This window comes from Pseudomonas sp. PVC-3-1 (assembly GCF_057444315.1).
In genome coordinates this window covers 4377457-4396498 of sequence record NZ_CM172023.1, presented here as the reverse complement: position 1 = coordinate 4396498, position 19042 = coordinate 4377457, and the positions used below count along the sequence as shown (strand labels likewise).

Sequence of the window (19042 nt, the reverse complement as noted above, 5' to 3'; positions counted from 1 at the left end):
AATGACATGGCTTTAGGCCATGTGCGCCACACTGGAGCCAGTGTTTCTGCGTTGATACAGAACGATCGTCCGAAAGCCGCGCGCGAGCCCTAGAACGGGGCTCGTATCACCGAAGAAGCGAGTTCTGTTGCATCGCCGATACACAACTTTGGTCGGGGAGGCCCGAGGTATGGGCAGCAAGCGTTTGCGGCGATCGGAGTGTTTCGCGCAGCTAACAGAATGTCGTGATTTGTGGAGATTCTGGTACTTCAGTACAGCAGTCTTTTCAACGAATTAGGCATTTTGCATGATGGCGCGAACCCGGCCGGATCGCGGGTGTCTGCATCTGCCTGGTGACAGAACGCAGAACATTTTTTGCCGAAGTGCCAACGCCTCCACTGCCGGTCCTGTACAAGAGAAATTTTTGTGAATTTCGTAGCGCCAGGCGGCCAATGCATTAGCATGCCGACGCCGCTGCGGCGCTCATGCGCCAGGAGCAGGCAGCGGGACAAAATCATTAGAAGTGTGCGAGCCAGCGTGCCTCGCGGGGGAAAGTAGTATGGATCTGTGGAGCGCCTTTCAGGCCTTCATCCTTGGCGTGGTCGAGGGGCTCACCGAGTTCCTGCCGATCTCCAGCACCGGTCACCAGATCATCGTGGCGGACCTCATCGGCTTCGGCGGCGAACGTGCCGAAGCCTTCAATATCATCATCCAGTTGGCTGCCATCCTGGCGGTGGTCTGGGAGTTCCGCCGCAAGATTCTCGACATCGTCTGCGGCCTGCCCACCCAACCCAAGGCGCAGCGTTTCACCGTCAATCTGCTGATCGCCTTCTTCCCGGCCGTGGTGCTGGGAGTGGCCTTCGCGGACTATATCCACCACTACCTGTTCAACCCGATCACCGTGGCCGTGGCCCTGGTGGTAGGTGGCGTGATCATGCTCTGGGCGGAGAAGCGCCAGCATGTGATCCAGGCCGAAACCGTCGACGACATGAGCTGGAAGCAAGCCCTGAAAGTCGGCTGCTGCCAGTGCCTGGCGCTGATCCCGGGCACTTCGCGCTCCGGCGCCACCATCATCGGCGGCCTGCTGTTCGGCCTGTCGCGCAAGGCGGCCACCGAGTTCTCCTTCTTCCTCGCCATGCCCACCATGGTCGGTGCTGCGGTCTACTCAGGCTACAAGTACCGCGACATCTTCCAGCCCTCGGACCTGCCGGTATTCGCCGTCGGCTTCGTCACCTCGTTCATCTTCGCCATGATCGCCGTGCGCGGCCTGCTCAAGTTCATCGCCAACCACAGCTATGCGGCTTTCGCCTGGTACCGTATCGTGTTCGGCCTGCTGATCCTGGCGACCTGGCAGTTCGCCCTGATCGACTGGAGCAGCGCCAGACCCTGATCCGATAGCGAGTGAACGTGGAAAAGAACGGCACCATCAGCCGCTGGGACGACGACAAGGGCTTCGGCTTCATCCGTCCCCAGGCCGGCGGCAAGGAAGTCTTCCTGCATATCTCCGACTTCCGCGGCGACCGCCGCCCGGAAGCGGGCGATCAGGTCTGCTATGTCGAGGGCACCGGGAAGGATGGTCGCCCCCGCGCCGATCATGCCCGCCTTGCCGGGCTGGCCATCGATACCCCGGCTATTCGCCGTAAACCCGCTCCAGCGGCGACCCGCGAGCGGGTCCGCAGCGGTCGCGAAGTAGCTTTCCCGAGCACTCCGGCCCGCTCGCCGGGCAAGGCGCTGGCGATTCTCGCGGCGCTCCTGGTTCTGCCGATCATCGGCTCGGTATTCTGGTTGAAGGAAGGCTATTTCGTCTGGTTCCTGCTGCTCTATCCCGCCTTCAGCGCACTGGCTTTCCTCGCCTACTGGCGCGACAAGCGCAGCGCCGAACGCAACGACTGGCGCACCCCCGAACAGAGCCTGCACCTGCTGGAACTGCTCGGCGGCTGGCCCGGAGCCTTCCTCGCCCAGCAGGTGTTTCGACACAAGACCCGCAAGCTGTCGTTCCAGCTGGTGTTCTGGGCCATCGTCCTGCTGCACCAGCTGTTCTGGATCGACTGGCTCAGCGGTGGCCGCCTGCTGGGTTGGATCGGCGCGCTGATGGGGCTGGTTGCGAATTCTGCGTAAGCGCAGTCGTCAAACCGGCCAATCATCCTTGGAGAAGCCTTCCTCCAGGTAATCGAGCAACGCCCGTACCGCCGGGAGAATGCCGCGCCGGTGCGGGTATACCGCCTGCAGGTAGGCCTCCGGCTCGCTCCAGGCGGGCAGCACGCGCACCAGGCGACCGTCCTCCAACTCCTCGGTGCAGTAGTGCAGCGGCAGCAGGGTGACCCCCAGTCCCGCCAGCGCCACGTTCTTGCGCAGGTTGAAATCCTCCACCGCCAGCCGCGCCTCCAGCGCCACTTCCTTCACCTCACCCTGCGGGCCGCTCAGTTTCATGTGCACGCGACGGTCGTTGTCGATGGCGCCGAGGACGGGCAGGGCGGCCAGGTCTTCCGGTGCGCGTAGCTTGACGCCCTTGAGCAACGCGGGGGCAGCCACCAGGGCAGTCTTGGCCCGACGCAGACGTCGCGAGATCAATGACAGATCCTCGTCCCCCGGCGCCCGCACACGCAATGCGACATCGATGCTCTCGTTGAGCAGGTCGACGCGGCGGTTGGTCAGCATCAGCTCCAGGTTCACCTGCGGATAGGCAGCCAGAAATCCTGGGAGCATTTCGTTGAGCGAGGTTTCCGCCAACGCCACCGGGCACGACAAGCGCACCCGCCCGCGCGGTTCCGCGCTCAGTTGAGCGGCCACTTCGTCTGCCATCTCAGCTTCCACCAGCATCGCCTGGCAGTGCCGGTAATAGCGCTCGCCCAGGTCGGTGAGCGCCAGTTTGCGGGTGGTGCGCTGCAGCAGGCGCACATTCAGGCGTGCTTCCAGTTCTGCTACGCGCCTCGATAGCCGGGACTTCGGCAGCCCCAGCAGGCGTCCGGCGGCGGCGAATCCGCCGGCTTCCACCACCTTGGCGAAATAGAAGAGGTCATTGAGGTCCTGCATGGGATTGTCCTGCTGGTGAGACGAATCATTGCATTTTTGCCGACTTATCGAAGATTGGCTACATGCGTAGTCTTGCCTCCAACGACGAATTCCTCCGCCAACCCACCTGGCACCTTTCCTGGAGAACACACATGAAACTGCTGCACATCGATTCGAGCATCCTCGGCGACAACTCCGCTTCCCGCCAACTGAGCGCCGAACTGGTCGCTGCCTGGGCCGCCGCCGAGCCGGGCGTCGAAGTCACCTATCGCGATCTCGCCGCTGACGCCATCAGCCACCTGTCCTCCGCCAGCCTGGTAGCCGCCGGTACCCCGGCCGAGCTGCGCGATGCAGCGCAGAAGCATGAAGCCGCCCTGGGCGAGAAGAGCATCGAGGAATTCCTCGGCGCCGACGCCATTGTCATCGGCGCGCCGATGTACAACTTCTCCATCCCCAGCCAGTTGAAGGCCTGGATCGATCGCATTGCGGTGGCCGGCAAGACCTTCCGCTACACCGAGAACGGCCCGGAGGGCCTGGCAGGCGGTAAGAAAGTGGTCATCGTTTCCACTGCTGGCGGCATCCACGCTGGCCAACCCACCGGTGTTGCTCACGAGAACTACCTGGAGCTGGTGCTGAACTTCCTTGGCATCACCGACATCGAGGTCGTCCGTGCCGAAGGCCTGGCCTACGGTGACGAGCCGCGCCGCAACGCCATCGCCGGCGCCCAAGCGAGCATCGCCAGCCAGTTCGCCGCTGCCTGAGCCAACCTGCTCTGAGAAAAGCCCCGCCATCGCGGGGCTTTTTCATTTCCGCTCCCGCCGGCTCGGCTCTTGTAGGAGCGATTTTGCTCGCGAACAGTCTCAGGCTCCGATGCTCGGGTGGTTCGCGAGCAAGCTCGCTCCTACGTGAAAGTTCTGCGCTCGGGTTGGCCCTCTCCCTAACCCTCTCCCAGGGGGAGAGGGGACCATTCGGTGCAGGATGAAACCTCGGCGTCAGCCGGCACAATCTGCTCCCTCTCCCTCTGGGATAGGGCTGGGGTGAGGGGGAACGTAGGCAAAAACCTGCCGGGAAGAAGACAGTTGCTCCTACAGAAGGGTGCCTGGCAGCGGGTCTCATCGGCGAATCGGACTCTGTCGCTCCTTGGTCCGCTCGTCTGCCCATGTCGAGGGTGCCGGTCTGGCGCGTACTATGCAGGGAATCTCCTGGGCGGCGCCCGAAGCCCGTAACTTGTGCGGGGGGGAATCCCGTGGCGCCTGATCTGGATACGTATCGGGACGGTCTGCACCATGGCGAGGCGCCTGTTCTGGGTTTTCCTGCTCGTTACTTTCAGTACCGCCGGCTGGGCTTCGCCCGGCTGGAACGTGGGTTTCCATCGCCTGCAGGTCAGCGATCCGCTTGATCAGCAGCCGATGAAGGCCATCGCCTTCTATCCGACGCGGGCCAGCGAACAGCCCTTGCACCTGGGAAACTTCATCCTTGATGTCGCCTACGAGGGGCAGACCGCCAATGGTCGCTTCCCGCTGCTGGTAATGTCCCACGGCAACTACGGTACACCCCTGGCCCACCGTGACCTGATCGAGGCGCTGGTGCGTAAGGGATTCGTGGTGGTGACCCTGCTGCACCCCGGCGATAACCTCCATGACCACAGCCGTCTCGGCGCGGTGAGCAATCTCTACGGGCGACCGCTGCAGGTCTCGGAAACCATCAGTGCCGCACTGCTCGATTCCAAGGTCGCGGCTATCGTCGACCCGCGAAAGGTCGGGGTGATCGGCTATTCCGCCGGCGGTGAAACCGCGCTGATCCTGGCCGGCGCCCAGCCGCGCCTGGAGCGCCTGATCAAATACTGCCAGCAGCGCCCGGATGATCGTGACGCTTGCAGCGAGAAGGGCCAGGTACGCGCCGACCGCAATGACCTGGTACCCATGGCCGACCCGCGCGTCGGTGCTTTGCTCTTGCTGGCTCCGTTGAGCCTCATGTACGGCGCCCATGAACTGGAAGACGTGCAGGTACCGGTGCTGCTCTACACCGGCAACGAGGACCATATCCTGGACTGGAAGAAGAATGCCGCCGCCCTGGCGCGCAAGCTGCCGCAACAGGCGGACCTGCGCGTACTGGATGGGGCAGGGCACTTCGTCTTCATGTCGCCCTGCTCGGAGGAGGAGAAGGAAGCCACGCCGGACCTGTGCACCGACACCCAGGGGCTGGACCGCCAGGCCATCCACCGCGATCTGGCCTCCTCGGCAGCGGAGTTCTTCGACGTCAGCCTGGGCAGCGCAACGATGCACACCGCGGGCCGCTGATGCTCCCGTAGGAGCTAGCTTGCTCGCGAACCGACTCCCCCTGCGCGCCCGAAATATCGCGGACAGAGTCCGCTCCTGCGGTTGAGCACGCAGGCACCGGCGTGCGTAGGAGCAACGGCCTTCTCTGGGGGACATTTGCGCCTGTCTTTCCCCTCACTCCAACCCTCCCCTAAGGGAGAGGGAGCAGATCGTGCCGGCTGGTGCTGTGGTTTTCATCCTGGCCACACCGTCAGAGGGTCAGGGCGAGGGCCGCCCCGAGCGCCGGATTCCGCCTGTAGGAGTGGACGCCGTCCGCGATTGCTCTCCGGCCGCCCTGATCAATATCGGAACGTGGTTCGCGAGCAAGCTCGCTCCTACAGACAGCAAAGAAAAAGCCCCGCACAAGGCGGGGCTTTTTTATCGCAATGGCGAGATGATCAGACGATCACGCCCTGGCTGCGCAGGTAGTCATCGTAGGTGCCGCTGAAGTCGGTCACGCCGTTTTCCGACAGCTCGATGATGCGCGTGGCCAGGGAGGAAACGAACTCGCGGTCATGGCTGACGAAGATCAGGGTGCCCGGATAGTTTTCCAGCGCCAGGTTGAGCGACTCGATGGACTCCATGTCCAGGTGGTTGGTCGGCTCGTCCATCACCAGCACGTTGGGGCGCTTGAGAATCAGCTTGCCGAACAGCATGCGGCCCTGTTCGCCACCGGAGATCACTTTCACCGACTTCTTGATGTCGTCGTTGGAGAACAGCATGCGGCCGAGGGTGCCACGCACCAGCTGCTCGCCGCCCTGGGTCCACTGGGCCATCCAGTCGAACAGGTTGTAGTCGTCCTCGAAGTCCTCGGCGTGGTCCTGGGCGAAGTAGCCCACGTCCGCGCTGTCGGTCCACTTCACTTCACCGGCGGTGGGTGCCATGTCGCCGACCAGGGTGCGCAGCAGGGTGGTCTTGCCGATACCGTTCGGGCCGATGATCGCGATGCGCTCCCCGGCTTCGACCTGCATGCTCAGGTTCTTGAACAGCGAGGTGTCGTCGAAGCCCTGGCTGACTTTCTCCAGGGTCACCGCCTGGCGGTGCAGCTTCTTGTGCTGCTCGAAGCGGATGAACGGGCTGACGCGACTGGACGGCTTGACCTCTTCGAGCTGGATCTTGTCGATCTGGCGCGCGCGGCTGGTGGCCTGCTTGGCCTTGGAGGCGTTGGCCGAGAAGCGGCTGACGAAAGTCTGCAGCTCGGCGATCTGGGCCTTCTTCTTGGCGTTGTCCGACAGCAGACGCTCGCGGGCCTGCTCGGCGGCGGTCATGTACTCGTCGTAGTTGCCCGGGAACAGGCGCAGCTCGCCGTAGTCCAGGTCCGCCATGTGGGTGCAGACGCTGTTGAGGAAGTGACGGTCGTGGGAAATGATGATCATGGTGCTGTTACGCGCCGTGATGATGTTTTCCAGCCAGCGGATGGTGTTGATGTCCAGGTGGTTGGTCGGCTCGTCGAGCAGCAGCAGGTCCGGGTCGGAGAACAGTGCCTGGGCCAGCAGCACACGCAGCTTCCAGCCCGGCGCGACGGCGCTCATCGGGCCGAAGTGCTGGTCCAGCGGAATGCCCAGGCCCAGCAGCAGTTCGCCGGCACGGGATTCGGCGGTGTAGCCGTCGAACTCGGCGAACTGGACTTCCAGCTCGGCAACGGCCATGCCGTCTTCTTCGCTCATCTCAGGCAGGGAGTAGATGCGATCGCGCTCAGCCTTGACCTTCCACAGCTCCTCGTGGCCCATGATAACGGTGTCGATCACGGTGAAATCTTCGTAGGCGAACTGGTCCTGGCGCAGCTTGCCCAGGCGCACGCCGTTTTCCAGCATCACCTGGCCGCCCGAAGGCTCCAGCTCACCGCCAAGAATCTTCATGAAGGTGGACTTGCCGCAACCGTTGGCGCCGATCAGGCCATAGCGGTTGCCGTTGCCGAATTTGACGGAAACGTTTTCGAACAGCGGCTTGGCGCCAAACTGCATGGTGATATTGGCGGTGGAAATCAACTGACTGACCCTTGGCTGGACATGGTGCGCGCCGGGCGCAGACGGCGCGGGCGGGCGAGGAAGGCATAGCTGTCGAACGAGACCGACAGGAGCCTGGCAAAGCCGCTCATTATGCCATAGCCGGGCCCTGGCTGCATGTATTGCCGCTGCAGCGCCCGTTATGCGGGCGTATGGCGAAATCAGACAGTTGAAACCCCCCATTGTCCTGCATCAGAATTCGGTGTTCAGAATTCTGGTGGGGGCTGTATGAAAATCCTAAACGCTCAACATTCGCTCAAGCAGTACCTGGAGCAGGTCAGCGGCAAGCTGATCACCGTCGTCTCGGCCTCCGCCAGTGAAACCGAGTCACTGATCGAAACCCTGGTGGAGAAGGGCAATCGCCTGGACCTGCTGGTGGGCAGCATCAATTCCTTCACCTCGCCGGACTTCATCGACTACTGCGTCCGCGATGCCGGCACCAGCGTCACTCTGCACGTGGACTTCCGCGCGCAGAACAGCGTGCACTGGAAGCTGATCCTGATCGAACCGGACGTGGTGATCCTCGGCAGCGCCAACTTCACCGAGATCGGCCTGAGCCTGACCCGCGACACCTGCACCGTTATTCAGGATGCTGCGCTGTATGCCGATTACCTGGCGCGCGTCAGCGAGATCAAGGGCATGGAAGGTGTCGTGCTGGGCGAGGACTCGCCAGCCTTCGACGAAAAACTCGAGGAATACCGCCAGAGCCACCGCCGCGTGCAGGCCAGCCTGGCGCGTAGCGCGCAGTATCTGGACGGCGAGAGCTGGCTGGGCGACGAGACCAACCAGAGCATCCCGCTGTTCATCTGGTACAGCGACCACTCCGATGATTCCGAAGAGAAGGCCGAGGCCTTCCTGCACGCCAGCAGCGATGGTGTGGATTGGGACGATGTACGCGAGTTCTTCACCTATGAGTGCGCCGAAGGCGTGCTGCCCTACGAAGAGGGCGACATGGTGCTGACCGCGCGCTGCAACGGCACGCATATCGGCTTCTATACCTTCGACCGCATCCTTTACCGCGACGGCACCTACTACATCTACTCCTACCGCAAGAAGCGCTACACCCAGCCGTTCAAGCTGGAGGACGCCAAGGAGCGTCTGAAGGACGTGATTCCGGAGTGGTACGAGGAAATGCGGACTTCGCTCAATCGCCACGACATCAATAGCGTGGTGCGCTAAGCGGCAACCGTTCATCGGCGCGCCTCCTGCGACCGGTCGGTCCCGCGTTGCGCGCCTTGGCATATCCCCTGCGGATGGCTAGCATCCTGCCAGTATCTCGACGTCGCATGCCGCTGTTGCGTGAGCCCGTCAGAAACCTGTCAGGAGGCAAAGGATCATGCCGCAACTTCCCCCCGATGAAGTCCCCGTTCGCCGCCGTATGCGCTGGCATTGGCGGCTGTTGACGCTGAAGATCTACATCCTCTCGGTATTCCTGCTCGCCTGTATGCTGGGCGGCAGCGCGATGCTGTTTCTCAATGTGCTCAATGACACGCTCGAACCGGCCCAGCGCCTCGGGTCCTTCGTGGCTGGTGCTCTGATCCTGCTGCTGTGCTTCCACATCCTGCGCATGGCGCTGCCACCGATGCCGTGGCTGTCCAGGCGGCGCACCGTCGAATAGCCCCCGCAATGAAAAACGCCCCGTGGCATCACTGCCACGGGGCGTTCTATTTCGAGCCTGATCAGATCATCAGAAGATGTTGACCGGGTACTCGACGAAGACGCGCACTTCGTTGCCGTCGTCGTTGTAGGAGCGAGCGTCGTTGGACACGCGCAGCCAGGAGCCACGCAGCTTGACCGACAGGTCCTTGGCCGGGCCGCTCGGTACGACGTACTTCAGCTGGTTGAAGATTTCGCGCTCTTTGCCGTTGCTGGTCTCGGCGGTCTTGATGTTGTCGCCGTAGACGTAGGCCACGGTGTAGCTCAGGCCGGGTACGCCGTACTCGGAGAAGTCCAGGCTGTAGCTGCCCTGCCAGGAGCGCTCGTCTTCACCGTTGAAGTCCGACCAGTAGGAGTTGGCCAGCCAGATGGTGGTGCCGCCGTCGCCCAGGCCGCCCTGGTTCTGGTACCAGCCGTAGTTGTAGCCGGAATCGCCGTTGTTGCGCTGGTGCGCGACCATGAAGGTGTGCGCGCCGATGTTGTAGGCGGCCGACAGGCTCCAGATGGTGTTCTTGGTGCCGTCGATGCCGTTGTCGGAAGCGAAGTCTTCGTTGACGCGGGTGCGGTAGCCGTTGAAGTCCAAGGTCAGGGACTGCTTGTCGGCCACCGGGATGACGTAGTTCAGGTTCATGTACTGCTTGCGAGCGACGTCTTCGCTCTCGTAGCCGTACAGCGAGCCGCTGAAGTTGTCGGTGAACTTGTAGCTGCCGCCGAACACGTCGATGCGCTTCAGGCCGCCGCTGTCACGCCCTTCGGCGCTCTTGCGGGTTTCGGAAGTGAAACGACCGACGTTCAGCTCCAGGCCTTCGATCTCCTTGGAGGTGATCAGGGTGCCGGTGAAGCTTTCCGGCAGCAGGCGGGAGTTGTCGTAGCTCAGGATCGGCAGGGCCGGCATCTGGTCACCGTACTTGATCACGGTGTTGGAGAAGCGAGCTTTCACCGCGCCACCGGCGCGAGCCAGATCGTTGGCAGCTTCGCCGCTGTCGCCCTGCTTGAAGAAGTCGATGCCGGCAGCGCCGCTCTTGCCCTTGCCACCATCCAGGCGCAGGGCGTACATGCCGAACGCGTCAACGCCGAAGCCGACGGTGCCCTGGGTGAAGCCGGAAGTGAAGGTCGCGGTGGCGGCCTGGCCCCACTCGGCCTTGTCGTCGCGGCCGTGCTTGTAGTCACGGTTCATGTAGGCGTTGCGGAAGAACAGATCCAGGTGGCTGTCTTCGGTGAAGCCCTTGGCGGTGGATTGGTCATCGGCCATGGCAGCGGTCGACGCGAGGATCCCCAGTGCGAGCAGACTGATCCGGTGGTTCAGCATCTTGATTTCCTTAATGGTGCAGCGCCAGCGAACAGAAAGAAAAAAGCTCTCCGCCCCGAAGTGCGTGATCGGGGTAGGTGGAGTCCTGTGCTGGCATATTCTTTTGGTTGTATTCGGGGCGTGGTCGCCCCGGCGCCGCGGGATGATAGCAGAGGTTCGAACTTTTTCGTCCAGCCTCTGTCACGCTCCCGTCATGATTACCTGATCAGCGGTTTTGGCCGCCGGATCGCAGTGGCTCGCGGGGGATGGGCGAAGTCGCGGCAGAATGCCGCGGCGTCGGGGTCAGCGGGCGAATGAACGTTGAAACAGCCAGAGGCTGAGGATCAGCCCGCTGAATGCCGCGAGTGCGGCGCAGAGGAAGATCGAGCCGAAGCCAAAGCCGCTGGCGACGGCGCCCATCAGCGGCCCAGTGACGCCCAGTGACACATCGATAAACAGCGAATAGGCGCCCAGGGCCGCGCCCCGGTTTGAGGCCGGCACCAGACCCACGGCTTCCACGCCCAGTGCGGGGAACACCAGGGAAAATCCGAAACCGGTCAACGCCGCGCCGGCCAGGGCGATCCAGGGCGTAGGGGCGCTCCACAGCAGGAGCAGGCCGAGGCTTTCCACCGACAGGCAGGCAATCGCGACGCGGAAGCCCCCGTGGCGGTTGATGGCGTTGGCGAACAGCAGGCGTGCCCCGATGAAGCAGCCACCGAAGGCGGTCAGGCAGTAGACCGCGTCTTTCCAGCCAAGGCTGGCGTAGTACAGGGTGATGAAGGTGGCGATGGTGCCGAAGCCGATGCCTCCCAGCGCGAGGCCCATGCCGTGGGGGACGACGCGACCGAGCACGTGGTGGAAGGGCATCCGCTCGCCATGCACCAGCGCCGCCGCACGCTTGGGCCAGGCCAGGGTAAAGCCGAGCGCGGCCAGCAGGACCACGCTGCCGCCCAGGCTGGCCAGCCCGAGCTGGCCGACCATCAGCACACCGAGCGGCGCGCCGACGGCCAGGGCGCCGTAGCTGGCGATGCCGTTCCAGGAAATGACTTTCGCGGTGTTTGCTGCCCCGACGCGGTCGATGCCCCAGGCGATCGAGGCGCTGCCGACCAGGCTTTCCGAGGTGCCCAGCACCAGGCGCGCGACCATCAGCATGCCGAGGCTGACCCACGGCAGACCCTGCATCGCCCAGGAACCGAGCATCAGTGCACCGCTGCCGGCACAGCCGACCATGCCGTAGAGTACTGCGCGCTTGGGCCCGAGGGTGTCGATGACCTTGCCGGCGTAGGGACGGGTGAGCAGGGTGGCCAGGTACTGGATGCTGATGACCAGTCCCGCCATCACCGAGCCAAAGCCCAGGTCGCTGTGTACGTAGCCGGGCAGCACGGCCAGAGGAATGCCGATGGTCAGGTAGGCGATGAAGGTGAACAGGACAACGGACACCACTTGCAGCGTGGTGGACGAAGGCGAGCGGGAATCGGCAGACATGTGCAGCAGTTCGGTACGGCAAGTGGGCTTACATGATGGACCGCGACACACGTGTAGGAAAGCTAGCTAACGAACTACCTTTCAGTTCCGGCGTGATGCAAACCCATCGCGGACGGAGTCCGCTCCTACGCCCCGGTCCGCTCAGTACCTGTAGGAGCGAGCATGCTCGCGAACGCTTTTCTTCGGTGAGCATCGAAGGTGGGCGTTTCGCGAGCACGCTCGCTCCTACAAGGATGTCTTTCAGGCGCGGCGGAACAGGGTGGGGTAATCGATCACCAGACCGTCGTCATCCACCGTCAGCAATGCCTGAAAATTCGTTCCTTCCAGGTTTTCGTAGAGGTAATGATGGGCGTCGATCCGCGTATAGCCCTGGCGCATCCGTACCGGCTTGAGCTTCGGCGCTTCCAGATACACCACCGCCAGCTCCCGACGCTCGCCATCGGCGAGTTGCAGGCGGCGAATGGGGAAAGTGTTGGTAAAGGGCGAAGGCCAGATGTCGATGTCCAGGCAGCCGTCCAGCTCCACAAGCGTTTCGCCTTGATCAGTCCGCCAATGACCGACGCCGTCGGTCAGCAGGTGCAGCCGATGAATACCGCGGGCGCTTTCCACGCTGAAGCGCGCTTCATTGAGGCGCCATTCGGCGTCCCAGTCCAACTGGTAGTCGAGCTGATAGGACGGCCCACCCGCCTCATCGATGGCGCGCAACTGGCTCTCGGCGCGACGTTCTCCCAATTGCAGTGATTCCCAGCTGGCTGTCGGTGCGTGCCAGACGCCTTCCCAGTCCAGTGTGCGCATCAGGGTGTCTCCAGTACGAGTCCCAGGCGTTGGCGCTTGGGCAGGCGGGCAACCACCAGTTGATGAGAGCGCGTCAGCGCTTCGCGCAGTTCGGCTTCACCCATGGGGTAGGGGCGCTGCATGGAAATCCAGAAGGCCCGCGCCAGATAGGGTGCCGGGCGGATGCCGGGGCGGTCGACGTAACCCAGGAACAGCTCCGGGCCAACCTTGAAGGCCAGACCGCCATTGCCGCTGTCGAGGAAATCGAGGATGGCGAACATCTTGTTGCCAGCCACCGAAAACACCCGGTTGCTACCCCATTTGATGTCTTCGCGAGCGCCGGGGAGTTCCAGGCAGAAGCGAGCAATCTGTTGCGGCGTCATGTGCGTGCGTTCCTTCGGTCAGTCGCGCTTTCGATCAGTCACGCGCTTGATCAGTCTCGGAAGTAAACCTCGACCAGATGGTAGCCGAACTGGCTTTTCACCGGACCGTGGACCACGCCGACCGGCTTCTTGAAGATCACCTGGTCGATGCTGCGGACCATCTGGCCGGGGCGTACCTCGCCAAGGTCACCGCCGCGCTTGCCGGAAGCACAGGTGGAATGCTTGCGCGCCAGGGCAGCGAAATCCTCGCCTTTGGCCAGGCGCTGCTTGATCTGCTCGGCTTCGGCGGCGGTCTTGACCAGGATATGGCGGGCCATGGCGACGGGCATTGGTTCGTGTCCTTAAATGAAAGCGTCTGGGGCGGCATTGTACGGCAGCAGTGATGCAGGTCGCATTTCGCGATGGGTTGCATTGTCTGGCGCAGGAGCGCTCCATAGAGTCAATAAGCAAATTCTTATTTAAAGGACGCTGCTTACAGACGGCGTCCGCCGCCACCTTGCGTATGGATGCAGTTCAATGGATATCCAAGCGATGCTCAAGATCCTGGCCACCCAGGATGGTTCGGATCTTTACCTCTCCACCGGCGCTCCGCCGTGCGCCAAGTTCAACGGGGTGCTCAAGCCCCTGGCCAACGAACCGATGAAGGCCGGCGACGTTGCCCGCATCGGCTATGGGCTGATGGATGAGGAGCAGCGTGCGGAGTTCGATCGTGAACTGGAGATGAACCTGGCGATTTCCGTGCCCGGTGTGGGGCGTTTCCGGATCAACCTTTTCAAGCAGCGCAACGAAGTATCCATCGTGGCGCGCAACATCAAGCTGGATATCCCGCTGTTCGCCGACCTGAAGCTGCCCGAAGTGCTACTCAAGGTAGTCATGGAGAAGCGCGGCCTGGTGCTGTTCGTCGGCGGCACCGGCTCGGGCAAGTCCACGTCCCTGGCGGCGTTGATCGACCACCGCAACCGCAACAGCGGTGGCCACATCATCACCATCGAAGATCCTATCGAGTATGTGCACCGACACCGCAAGTCGATCATCAACCAGCGCGAAGTGGGCGTGGACACCCGCAGCTTCCATGCCGCGCTGAAGAACACCCTGCGCCAGGCGCCGGACGTGATCCTGATCGGCGAGATCCGTGACCGCGAGACCATGGAGCACGCCCTGGCCTTCGCCGACACCGGCCACCTGGCGATCTCCACGCTGCACGCCAACAACGCCAACCAGGCGCTGGACCGCATCATCAACTTCTTCCCCGAGGAGCGCCGGCCGCAGTTGCTCAACGACCTGGGCAACAACCTCAAGGCCTTCGTCTCCCAGCGCCTGGTCCGCACCCAGGACGGCAAGCGTCGCGCGGCGGTGGAAGTGCTCCTGGGCACGGCGACCATCAGCGACATCATCAAGCGCGGTGACTTCAGTTCGATCAAGGAGATCATGGACAAGTCCCGCGCCCTCGGCATGCAGACCTTCGACCAGGCGCTGTTCGACCTGGCAGTGGAAGGCGCGATCACCGAGGAAGAGGCGGTGAAGAACGCCGACTCGGCAAACAACCTGCGGCTGAAACTCAAACTCTACAAGGACAACCCGGGCAGCGTCGGCAGCACCGCCACACCGGCGGCAGCCAAGCCGGCCGCGCCGGCGCCGGTTGCTCCGCCAGCCGCCACCCAACCGGTCGAGGCTTCCAGTTGGGGCCTGGAGCTTGCCCTGGAGGAAATCGAGGCGGAGGACGCGGAGAAGCCGGGCGGGCAGTAAGCCGCCAGATGAGCGAATAAAAAGCCCCGGCATGCCGGGGCTTTTTATGGGAACGGATTTCCGGTAGGTGCGCAAATGCGGACCTCAACCTAGCAGGGTACCCACGCGCATGATTCGCTCCTGCTGGGGGCGGGCTCAGCGCAGATAACTGATCGGCGACCCGTCCACGGGGTTGCTCAGTACGCCCATGGGAATGCCATAGATATCTTCCAGCGTTTCCCCGCGCATCAACTCTGCTGGCGTGCCCTGGGCCAGCAGGCGGCCGCCGTGGAGGGCGATCAGGTGGTCGCAGTAGCGCGCCGCCATGTTGATGTCGTGCAGTACCACCAGCACGCCCAGGCCCAGCTCGCGGCTGAGTTCGTGGACGCGGGAGAGCACTTCCACCTGGTGGGCGATGTCCAGCGCTGAAGTCGGCTCGTCCAGCAGCAGGTAGCGGCTGTTCTGCGCCAGCAGCATGGCCAGCCAGACGCGCTGGCGTTCGCCGCCGGAGAGCAGGTCCACCGGGCGGTCGGCGAAGGCGAGGGTGTCGGTGAGGTCCAGCGCGCGGTCGATCTGCTGGCGGTCCTCGCCGGTGACGCGGCCCAGGGCGCCGTGCCAGGGATAGCGGCCGAAGGCGACCAGTTCGCGCACGGTCAGGCCGTCGGTCTGCGGCAGCTGCTGCGGCAGGTACGCCACCTGGCGCGCGAAGTCGCGGTTGCCCCAGTCCTGCAGCGGCTTGCCGTCCAGGCGGATGCTGCCGCCGCTGGCCTGTTGCTGGCGGGCCAGCAACTTGAGCAGGGTGGATTTGCCCGAGCCGTTGTGGCCGATCAGGCCGATCATGTTGCCGTCGGCCAACTGCAGGCTCAGCGGTTGCAGGAGGGTGCGACCGGGGACGCTGAAACTGACATTTTCCAGTTCGAACATGGGGTCATCCGTATGGGCGGCGTGGGCGGAAAAAGCGGGAGCCCGACTCTAATGCAATCGCTAATGGTTATCAATTTTTCAGGGCCTCGCGGAATCGCCCGATTGATTGCCTGTCCCTGACCGAAAGCGCTTATGATTCAACGCTGTAATTGAACGGATGGGCCCATGGAGTCTGCTGTCGAACGCTACAAGCGGCTGCTTGCCGAAGCCCTTGCGCGTTATTTCCCCCGTACCACCGAATACCTGCGCGCCGAGCGTGAAGCGGCGCGACCTCAACCCCGAGCGCGCGGCAAGGCAAAAGGCGCGAGCAAGGCACCGGCCAAGCGCACCGCCAAAGCCAAGAAAGACGGTGACGCGGCTGCGCCCAAGCGCCCGCGCTCGCCGGCTGCGGTTGGCATCTACGGCACCGCCAGCGCTCCGGACGAGCAGCACGCCCTCGACATGCGCCAGCGCGTGGCCCAGGCCGCCGCCCATGGAATCGTCAGCCTGCCGTCGGACGAGCAGTGGGCGATGATTCTCGCTCCCGAGCCGCTGACCCGCATTTTTGCCGGAGCGGGCTCCGGCAAGTCGACGACGCTGGTTCTGCGTGTCGTCTATATGCTCTGCCACCTGGGCATCGACGCCGAGAAGGTGACGGTGATTTCCTTCACCAACGCCTCCTGCGCGCAGCTGCGCGAGCAACTGGTGAAGGTGCTCGGCTACTGGGGCCATCCGTTCGATGCGGCCCAGGCGCGGCAGTGCGTACGGACCTTCCATTCGGCCATGGGCACCCTGGCGAAAATCGCACTGAAGAGTCCGCGCTGGTTCGAGCAACTGGACGAACGCACCCCGGCCGACGAGCTGGACAACCCGCTGCTCGCCGGCCGCCTGCGGCCGGCCCAGCAGCGCCTGCTCAAACAGGTCTACCAGCAGTGCTACGCCGAGCAGCACGAATTCCGTGTGCTGGTGCATCAACTATTGGAGCTGCCGCCACCGCCCGAGGCAGAGGAAGACGGCAAGCCGCCCCGTATCGGCAAGGCGCCACTGGATTCTTTCAAACTGCCTGGAGAATTCATCGCGCTGCCGCTGTTCGAGGCTTTCTATGCCCAGTCCGGCTTTATCGAAAGCATCGGCCTGCGCATCGACCAGTTGCAGCCGAAGAAGCTCGGCTGCCCGCCGCGCGAGCGCCAGTTCATCGAGGCGCTGCAGCTGTTCTGGGCGGCCTTCGACACTGCCTTGCAGGAGCAGGGTCTGCTGACCTTCAACCTGGCTTTCCAGCGCCTGACCGACCAGCTAGGCGACGGCAAGCTGCCAGCCGAAGCCCTGGCACCGTTCCAGCATCTGCTGATCGATGAGTTCCAGGATGTCTCGCCGCAGATCGTGCAATGGCTGCAGGCGCTGCACCGCGACCTCGCCAAACGCGGCGAAGCCGTCAGCCTGATGGCCATCGGTGACGACTGGCAGTCCATCTACGCCTGGCGCGGCAGTTCGCCGGAACTGTTCATGGACTTCGACCGGCACTTCCCCAGCAAGGGCCGGCGCAAGAGCCGCGTGCTGCTGCTGGAAACCAATTACCGCAGCATCGACCCGGTGATCCGCGATGGCGAGCGGGTACTGGTGGGCGTGGCCAGCAAGCAGGCCAAGACCTGTCGTGCCTTCAAGTCGGCGGAGGCGGGTGACCACGGGGTGAAACTGGTGCAGCGCTTCGATGCGCGCAACAGCCTGCCGCTCCTGCTGGAGGAGATCCGCAAGCAGTGCGAGCACGTCGCCGCGCGCGGGTCACGGGAGAAGACTGCCGTGCTGCTGCTCAGCCGGCGCAATGAAACCCTGCAGACGATCCTCGGCGAGCTGGACCGCAAGCTGCCGGTGAAGGGCATGACCATCCACCGCGCCAAGGGCCTGCAGGCGGAAGTGGCGATCATCGTCGACGACTGTGCGCCGCCGGAGAAACACCCGCTGCGCAGCGCGCTCTACACCGCCTCGGGCTTCTTCGCCAGCAGCTACGACCAGGCCCAGCAGGACGAACAATCGCGCCTGGCCTACGTGGCGATCACCCGTGGCGTAAGCCGGGTGTTCTGGTTTACCCGCAAGGCCCAGGGGCCGACGGCGATCCTGGCGATGCGGCGCAACGTGGAAGCTGCGCCGGCATGAGGTTCAATCGTCGCGGGTGAGGACTTCCAGCAGTTCGATCTCGAACAGCAGATTGGAGTTGGGCTGGATGTGTGCGCCGACCTGACGCTCGCCGTAAGCCAGGTGCGCCGGCACGAAGAGCTTGCGCTTGCCGCCGACCTTCATGCCCATCAGGCCCTGGTCCCAGCCCTTTATCACCCGGCCAGTGCCGATCACGCACTGGAACGGGCGGCCCTTGTCGTACGAGGAATCGAAGACGGTGCCGTCCTCCAGGGTGCCCTTGTACTGGGTGGTAATCAGCGCTCCCTTGACCACGGCCTTGCCGTCGCCGACGACGATATCTTCGATCTGCAGTTCGCTGCTCATGGCGTTTTCCTGTAAGGCAGGTGCGGCAGGAACGCCGCGAGGGCGTGCGTTTTCGCAGGAAAGCACGACCTTTGCAAGCCGCCCGAGCGTTCAGCCCGTGGCCATTTCCCCGAGAATCCATTCGCGGAAGGCTTTGACGCGCGGATCGTCCGCGCTGGCCAATGGATACACCAGGTTGTAGGCGTAGTCCTCGGCGACCCGCACGCCCAGGGCGAACGGCTGCACCAGCAGGCCCTGTTCCAGTTCCCGGGCAACCATGGCATGGTCGGCCAGCCCGACAGCGCCGCCCTCCAGAACTGCCTGCACCACGTGGCTGGTGTCTTCGAAGGTAACGCAGCCACTGGCGTCGAAGTCTTCCACGCCGGCCGCCGCCATCCAGCGCGACCAGTCCGGCCAGGACGCACCTTCGGTTTCGCACACCACGTGGCACAAAGTGTGGGCCTTCAAGTCGCGCGGCTCGCGCAGGGGCGGGCCGTCTTCCAGCAGGCTCGGACAGCAAACCGGGACGATCTGGGTATCGAACAGGCGCTCGGCCTGCAGACCGGGGTAGCGCCCGCTGCCGAAACGAATGGCCAGGTCGATATCGTCGACGGCGAAGTCGCGCAGCTCGTCGCTGACGTCGAAGCTGAGTTTCAGCCCCGGATGCAGTGCCCGGAACTGCGGCAGGCGCGGCAGTAGCCAGTGGGTGGCGAAGCGCGCGGTGAGCGAAACCCGCAGTTGTTCCGAGGTGCGCGCCAATCGCCGCGCGCGCACGGTGGCACGGTGCAGCAGGCCGAGGGATTCCGCCGCCGCCTCCAGCAGCAGCGCGCCCGCCGGGGTCAGCTGGATGCTGCGGCTGGTGCGCACGAACAGGCAGAGGCCGAGCTGGTCTTCCAGCTCCTTGATCTGGTGGCTGACCGCCGCTGGCGTAAGGCCGACTTCTTCCGCCGCGCGGGTGAAATTCAGGTGGCGGCCGGCGGCCTCAAACGTGCGCAGGGAGCGGATGCCGGGAAAGGAGCGGCTCATTGATCTTCAAAT

Annotated in this window: 18 protein-coding genes; 8 read left to right on the top strand and 10 right to left on the bottom strand. The window is 63.8% G+C overall.

The window, feature by feature from the left end:
- The first annotated feature begins 538 nt into the window (after positions 1-538).
- Both AC2T4A_RS20355 and AC2T4A_RS20350 read left to right on the top strand, forming a co-directional pair.
- On the top strand, positions 539-1369 hold the full coding sequence (locus AC2T4A_RS20355) for an undecaprenyl-diphosphate phosphatase (RefSeq protein WP_416750585.1): 831 nt from the start codon (positions 539-541) through the stop codon (positions 1367-1369).
- A 17-nt stretch (positions 1370-1386) separates the two neighbouring features.
- Positions 1387-2097, top strand: coding sequence for a DUF1294 domain-containing protein (locus tag AC2T4A_RS20350; protein ID WP_486743705.1), 711 nt, complete (start codon positions 1387-1389; stop codon positions 2095-2097).
- Positions 2098-2106: 9 nt separating this feature from the next.
- Here AC2T4A_RS20350 and AC2T4A_RS20345 read toward each other — a convergent pair whose 3' ends face one another.
- A complete protein-coding gene (locus AC2T4A_RS20345; RefSeq protein ID WP_416750583.1) occupies positions 2107-3012 on the bottom strand; it encodes a LysR substrate-binding domain-containing protein in 906 nt (301 codons plus the stop codon).
- A gap of 131 nt (positions 3013-3143) precedes the next feature.
- Here AC2T4A_RS20345 and AC2T4A_RS20340 point away from each other — a divergent pair, with 131 nt between their 5' ends.
- Both AC2T4A_RS20340 and AC2T4A_RS20335 read left to right on the top strand, forming a co-directional pair.
- The gene (locus tag AC2T4A_RS20340; RefSeq protein WP_416750580.1) at positions 3144-3752 is read left to right on the top strand and encodes an FMN-dependent NADH-azoreductase; all 609 of its coding nucleotides are present in this window, start codon (positions 3144-3146) and stop codon (positions 3750-3752) included.
- Positions 3753-4277: 525 nt separating this feature from the next.
- Positions 4278-5291, top strand: coding sequence for an alpha/beta hydrolase family protein (locus tag AC2T4A_RS20335; RefSeq protein WP_486741632.1), 1014 nt, complete (start codon positions 4278-4280; stop codon positions 5289-5291).
- A 416-nt stretch (positions 5292-5707) separates the two neighbouring features.
- Here AC2T4A_RS20335 and AC2T4A_RS20330 read toward each other — a convergent pair whose 3' ends face one another.
- Positions 5708-7297 carry an ABC-F family ATPase gene (locus AC2T4A_RS20330; RefSeq protein ID WP_486741631.1) on the bottom strand — a complete coding sequence of 530 codons (1590 nt, stop codon included), beginning with the start codon at positions 7295-7297 and terminating at the stop codon, positions 5708-5710.
- A 246-nt stretch (positions 7298-7543) separates the two neighbouring features.
- Between AC2T4A_RS20330 and AC2T4A_RS20325 the strand changes: the two genes are divergently transcribed.
- Together AC2T4A_RS20325 and AC2T4A_RS20320 are read left to right on the top strand one after the other, a co-directional pair.
- The gene (locus tag AC2T4A_RS20325) at positions 7544-8494 is read left to right on the top strand and encodes a phospholipase D family protein (RefSeq protein WP_416750574.1); all 951 of its coding nucleotides are present in this window, start codon (positions 7544-7546) and stop codon (positions 8492-8494) included.
- Between the two features lie 157 nt (positions 8495-8651).
- A complete protein-coding gene (locus AC2T4A_RS20320) occupies positions 8652-8933 on the top strand; it encodes a hypothetical protein (RefSeq protein WP_416750572.1) in 282 nt (93 codons plus the stop codon).
- Between the two features lie 69 nt (positions 8934-9002).
- Here AC2T4A_RS20320 and AC2T4A_RS20315 read toward each other — a convergent pair whose 3' ends face one another.
- The 5 genes from AC2T4A_RS20315 to AC2T4A_RS20295 all read right to left on the bottom strand — a co-directional run bounded on the left by AC2T4A_RS20315 (position 9003) and on the right by AC2T4A_RS20295 (position 13230).
- A complete protein-coding gene (locus AC2T4A_RS20315) occupies positions 9003-10280 on the bottom strand; it encodes an OprD family porin (RefSeq protein WP_486741630.1) in 1278 nt (425 codons plus the stop codon).
- Between the two features lie 282 nt (positions 10281-10562).
- On the bottom strand, positions 10563-11744 hold the full coding sequence (locus tag AC2T4A_RS20310; protein ID WP_486741629.1) for an MFS transporter: 1182 nt from the start codon (positions 11742-11744) through the stop codon (positions 10563-10565).
- A 240-nt stretch (positions 11745-11984) separates the two neighbouring features.
- Positions 11985-12539 carry a putative glycolipid-binding domain-containing protein gene (locus AC2T4A_RS20305; RefSeq protein WP_486741628.1) on the bottom strand — a complete coding sequence of 185 codons (555 nt, stop codon included), beginning with the start codon at positions 12537-12539 and terminating at the stop codon, positions 11985-11987.
- Positions 12539-12901 carry an MmcQ/YjbR family DNA-binding protein gene (locus AC2T4A_RS20300; RefSeq protein ID WP_416750564.1) on the bottom strand — a complete coding sequence of 121 codons (363 nt, stop codon included), beginning with the start codon at positions 12899-12901 and terminating at the stop codon, positions 12539-12541. The genes AC2T4A_RS20305 and AC2T4A_RS20300 overlap by 1 nt, the downstream gene beginning before the upstream one ends.
- 50 nt (positions 12902-12951) lie before the next feature.
- Positions 12952-13230: a peptidylprolyl isomerase gene (locus tag AC2T4A_RS20295; protein WP_138523972.1), complete on the bottom strand. Its 279-nt coding sequence runs from the start codon at positions 13228-13230 to the stop codon at positions 12952-12954.
- Between the two features lie 187 nt (positions 13231-13417).
- Between AC2T4A_RS20295 and AC2T4A_RS20290 the strand changes: the two genes are divergently transcribed.
- Positions 13418-14647, top strand: coding sequence for a PilT/PilU family type 4a pilus ATPase (locus AC2T4A_RS20290; protein ID WP_416750562.1), 1230 nt, complete (start codon positions 13418-13420; stop codon positions 14645-14647).
- A 135-nt stretch (positions 14648-14782) separates the two neighbouring features.
- Here AC2T4A_RS20290 and AC2T4A_RS20285 read toward each other — a convergent pair whose 3' ends face one another.
- Positions 14783-15550: an ATP-binding cassette domain-containing protein gene (locus AC2T4A_RS20285; RefSeq protein ID WP_416750526.1), complete on the bottom strand. Its 768-nt coding sequence runs from the start codon at positions 15548-15550 to the stop codon at positions 14783-14785.
- A 165-nt stretch (positions 15551-15715) separates the two neighbouring features.
- Here AC2T4A_RS20285 and AC2T4A_RS20280 point away from each other — a divergent pair, with 165 nt between their 5' ends.
- Positions 15716-17680: a UvrD-helicase domain-containing protein gene (locus AC2T4A_RS20280; protein ID WP_416750524.1), complete on the top strand. Its 1965-nt coding sequence runs from the start codon at positions 15716-15718 to the stop codon at positions 17678-17680.
- Between the two features lie 3 nt (positions 17681-17683).
- Here AC2T4A_RS20280 and AC2T4A_RS20275 read toward each other — a convergent pair whose 3' ends face one another.
- Complete coding sequence (locus tag AC2T4A_RS20275; protein WP_416750522.1) at positions 17684-18025, bottom strand: FKBP-type peptidyl-prolyl cis-trans isomerase; 342 nt, start codon at positions 18023-18025, stop codon at positions 17684-17686.
- Positions 18026-18115: 90 nt separating this feature from the next.
- Complete coding sequence (gene gcvA, locus AC2T4A_RS20270) at positions 18116-19030, bottom strand: transcriptional regulator GcvA (protein ID WP_416750520.1); 915 nt, start codon at positions 19028-19030, stop codon at positions 18116-18118.
- Positions 19031-19042 lie beyond the last annotated feature (12 nt).

Coding starts and splice junctions, on each gene's coding strand:
- AC2T4A_RS20355 (WP_416750585.1), top strand. CDS start 539: ATGGATCTGTGGAGCGCCTTTCAGGCCTTCATCCTTGGCGTGGTCGAG.
- AC2T4A_RS20345 (WP_416750583.1), bottom strand. CDS start 3,012: ATGCAGGACCTCAATGACCTCTTCTATTTCGCCAAGGTGGTGGAAGCC.
- AC2T4A_RS20340 (WP_416750580.1), top strand. CDS start 3,144: ATGAAACTGCTGCACATCGATTCGAGCATCCTCGGCGACAACTCCGCT.
- AC2T4A_RS20335 (WP_486741632.1), top strand. CDS start 4,278: ATGGCGAGGCGCCTGTTCTGGGTTTTCCTGCTCGTTACTTTCAGTACC.
- AC2T4A_RS20325 (WP_416750574.1), top strand. CDS start 7,544: ATGAAAATCCTAAACGCTCAACATTCGCTCAAGCAGTACCTGGAGCAG.
- AC2T4A_RS20320 (WP_416750572.1), top strand. CDS start 8,652: ATGCCGCAACTTCCCCCCGATGAAGTCCCCGTTCGCCGCCGTATGCGC.
- AC2T4A_RS20315 (WP_486741630.1), bottom strand. CDS start 10,280: ATGCTGAACCACCGGATCAGTCTGCTCGCACTGGGGATCCTCGCGTCG.
- AC2T4A_RS20310 (WP_486741629.1), bottom strand. CDS start 11,744: ATGTCTGCCGATTCCCGCTCGCCTTCGTCCACCACGCTGCAAGTGGTG.
- AC2T4A_RS20305 (WP_486741628.1), bottom strand. CDS start 12,539: ATGCGCACACTGGACTGGGAAGGCGTCTGGCACGCACCGACAGCCAGC.
- AC2T4A_RS20300 (WP_416750564.1), bottom strand. CDS start 12,901: ATGACGCCGCAACAGATTGCTCGCTTCTGCCTGGAACTCCCCGGCGCT.
- AC2T4A_RS20295 (WP_138523972.1), bottom strand. CDS start 13,230: ATGCCCGTCGCCATGGCCCGCCATATCCTGGTCAAGACCGCCGCCGAA.
- AC2T4A_RS20290 (WP_416750562.1), top strand. CDS start 13,418: ATGGATATCCAAGCGATGCTCAAGATCCTGGCCACCCAGGATGGTTCG.
- AC2T4A_RS20285 (WP_416750526.1), bottom strand. CDS start 15,550: ATGTTCGAACTGGAAAATGTCAGTTTCAGCGTCCCCGGTCGCACCCTC.
- AC2T4A_RS20280 (WP_416750524.1), top strand. CDS start 15,716: ATGGAGTCTGCTGTCGAACGCTACAAGCGGCTGCTTGCCGAAGCCCTT.
- AC2T4A_RS20275 (WP_416750522.1), bottom strand. CDS start 18,025: ATGAGCAGCGAACTGCAGATCGAAGATATCGTCGTCGGCGACGGCAAG.
- gcvA (WP_416750520.1), bottom strand. CDS start 19,030: ATGAGCCGCTCCTTTCCCGGCATCCGCTCCCTGCGCACGTTTGAGGCC.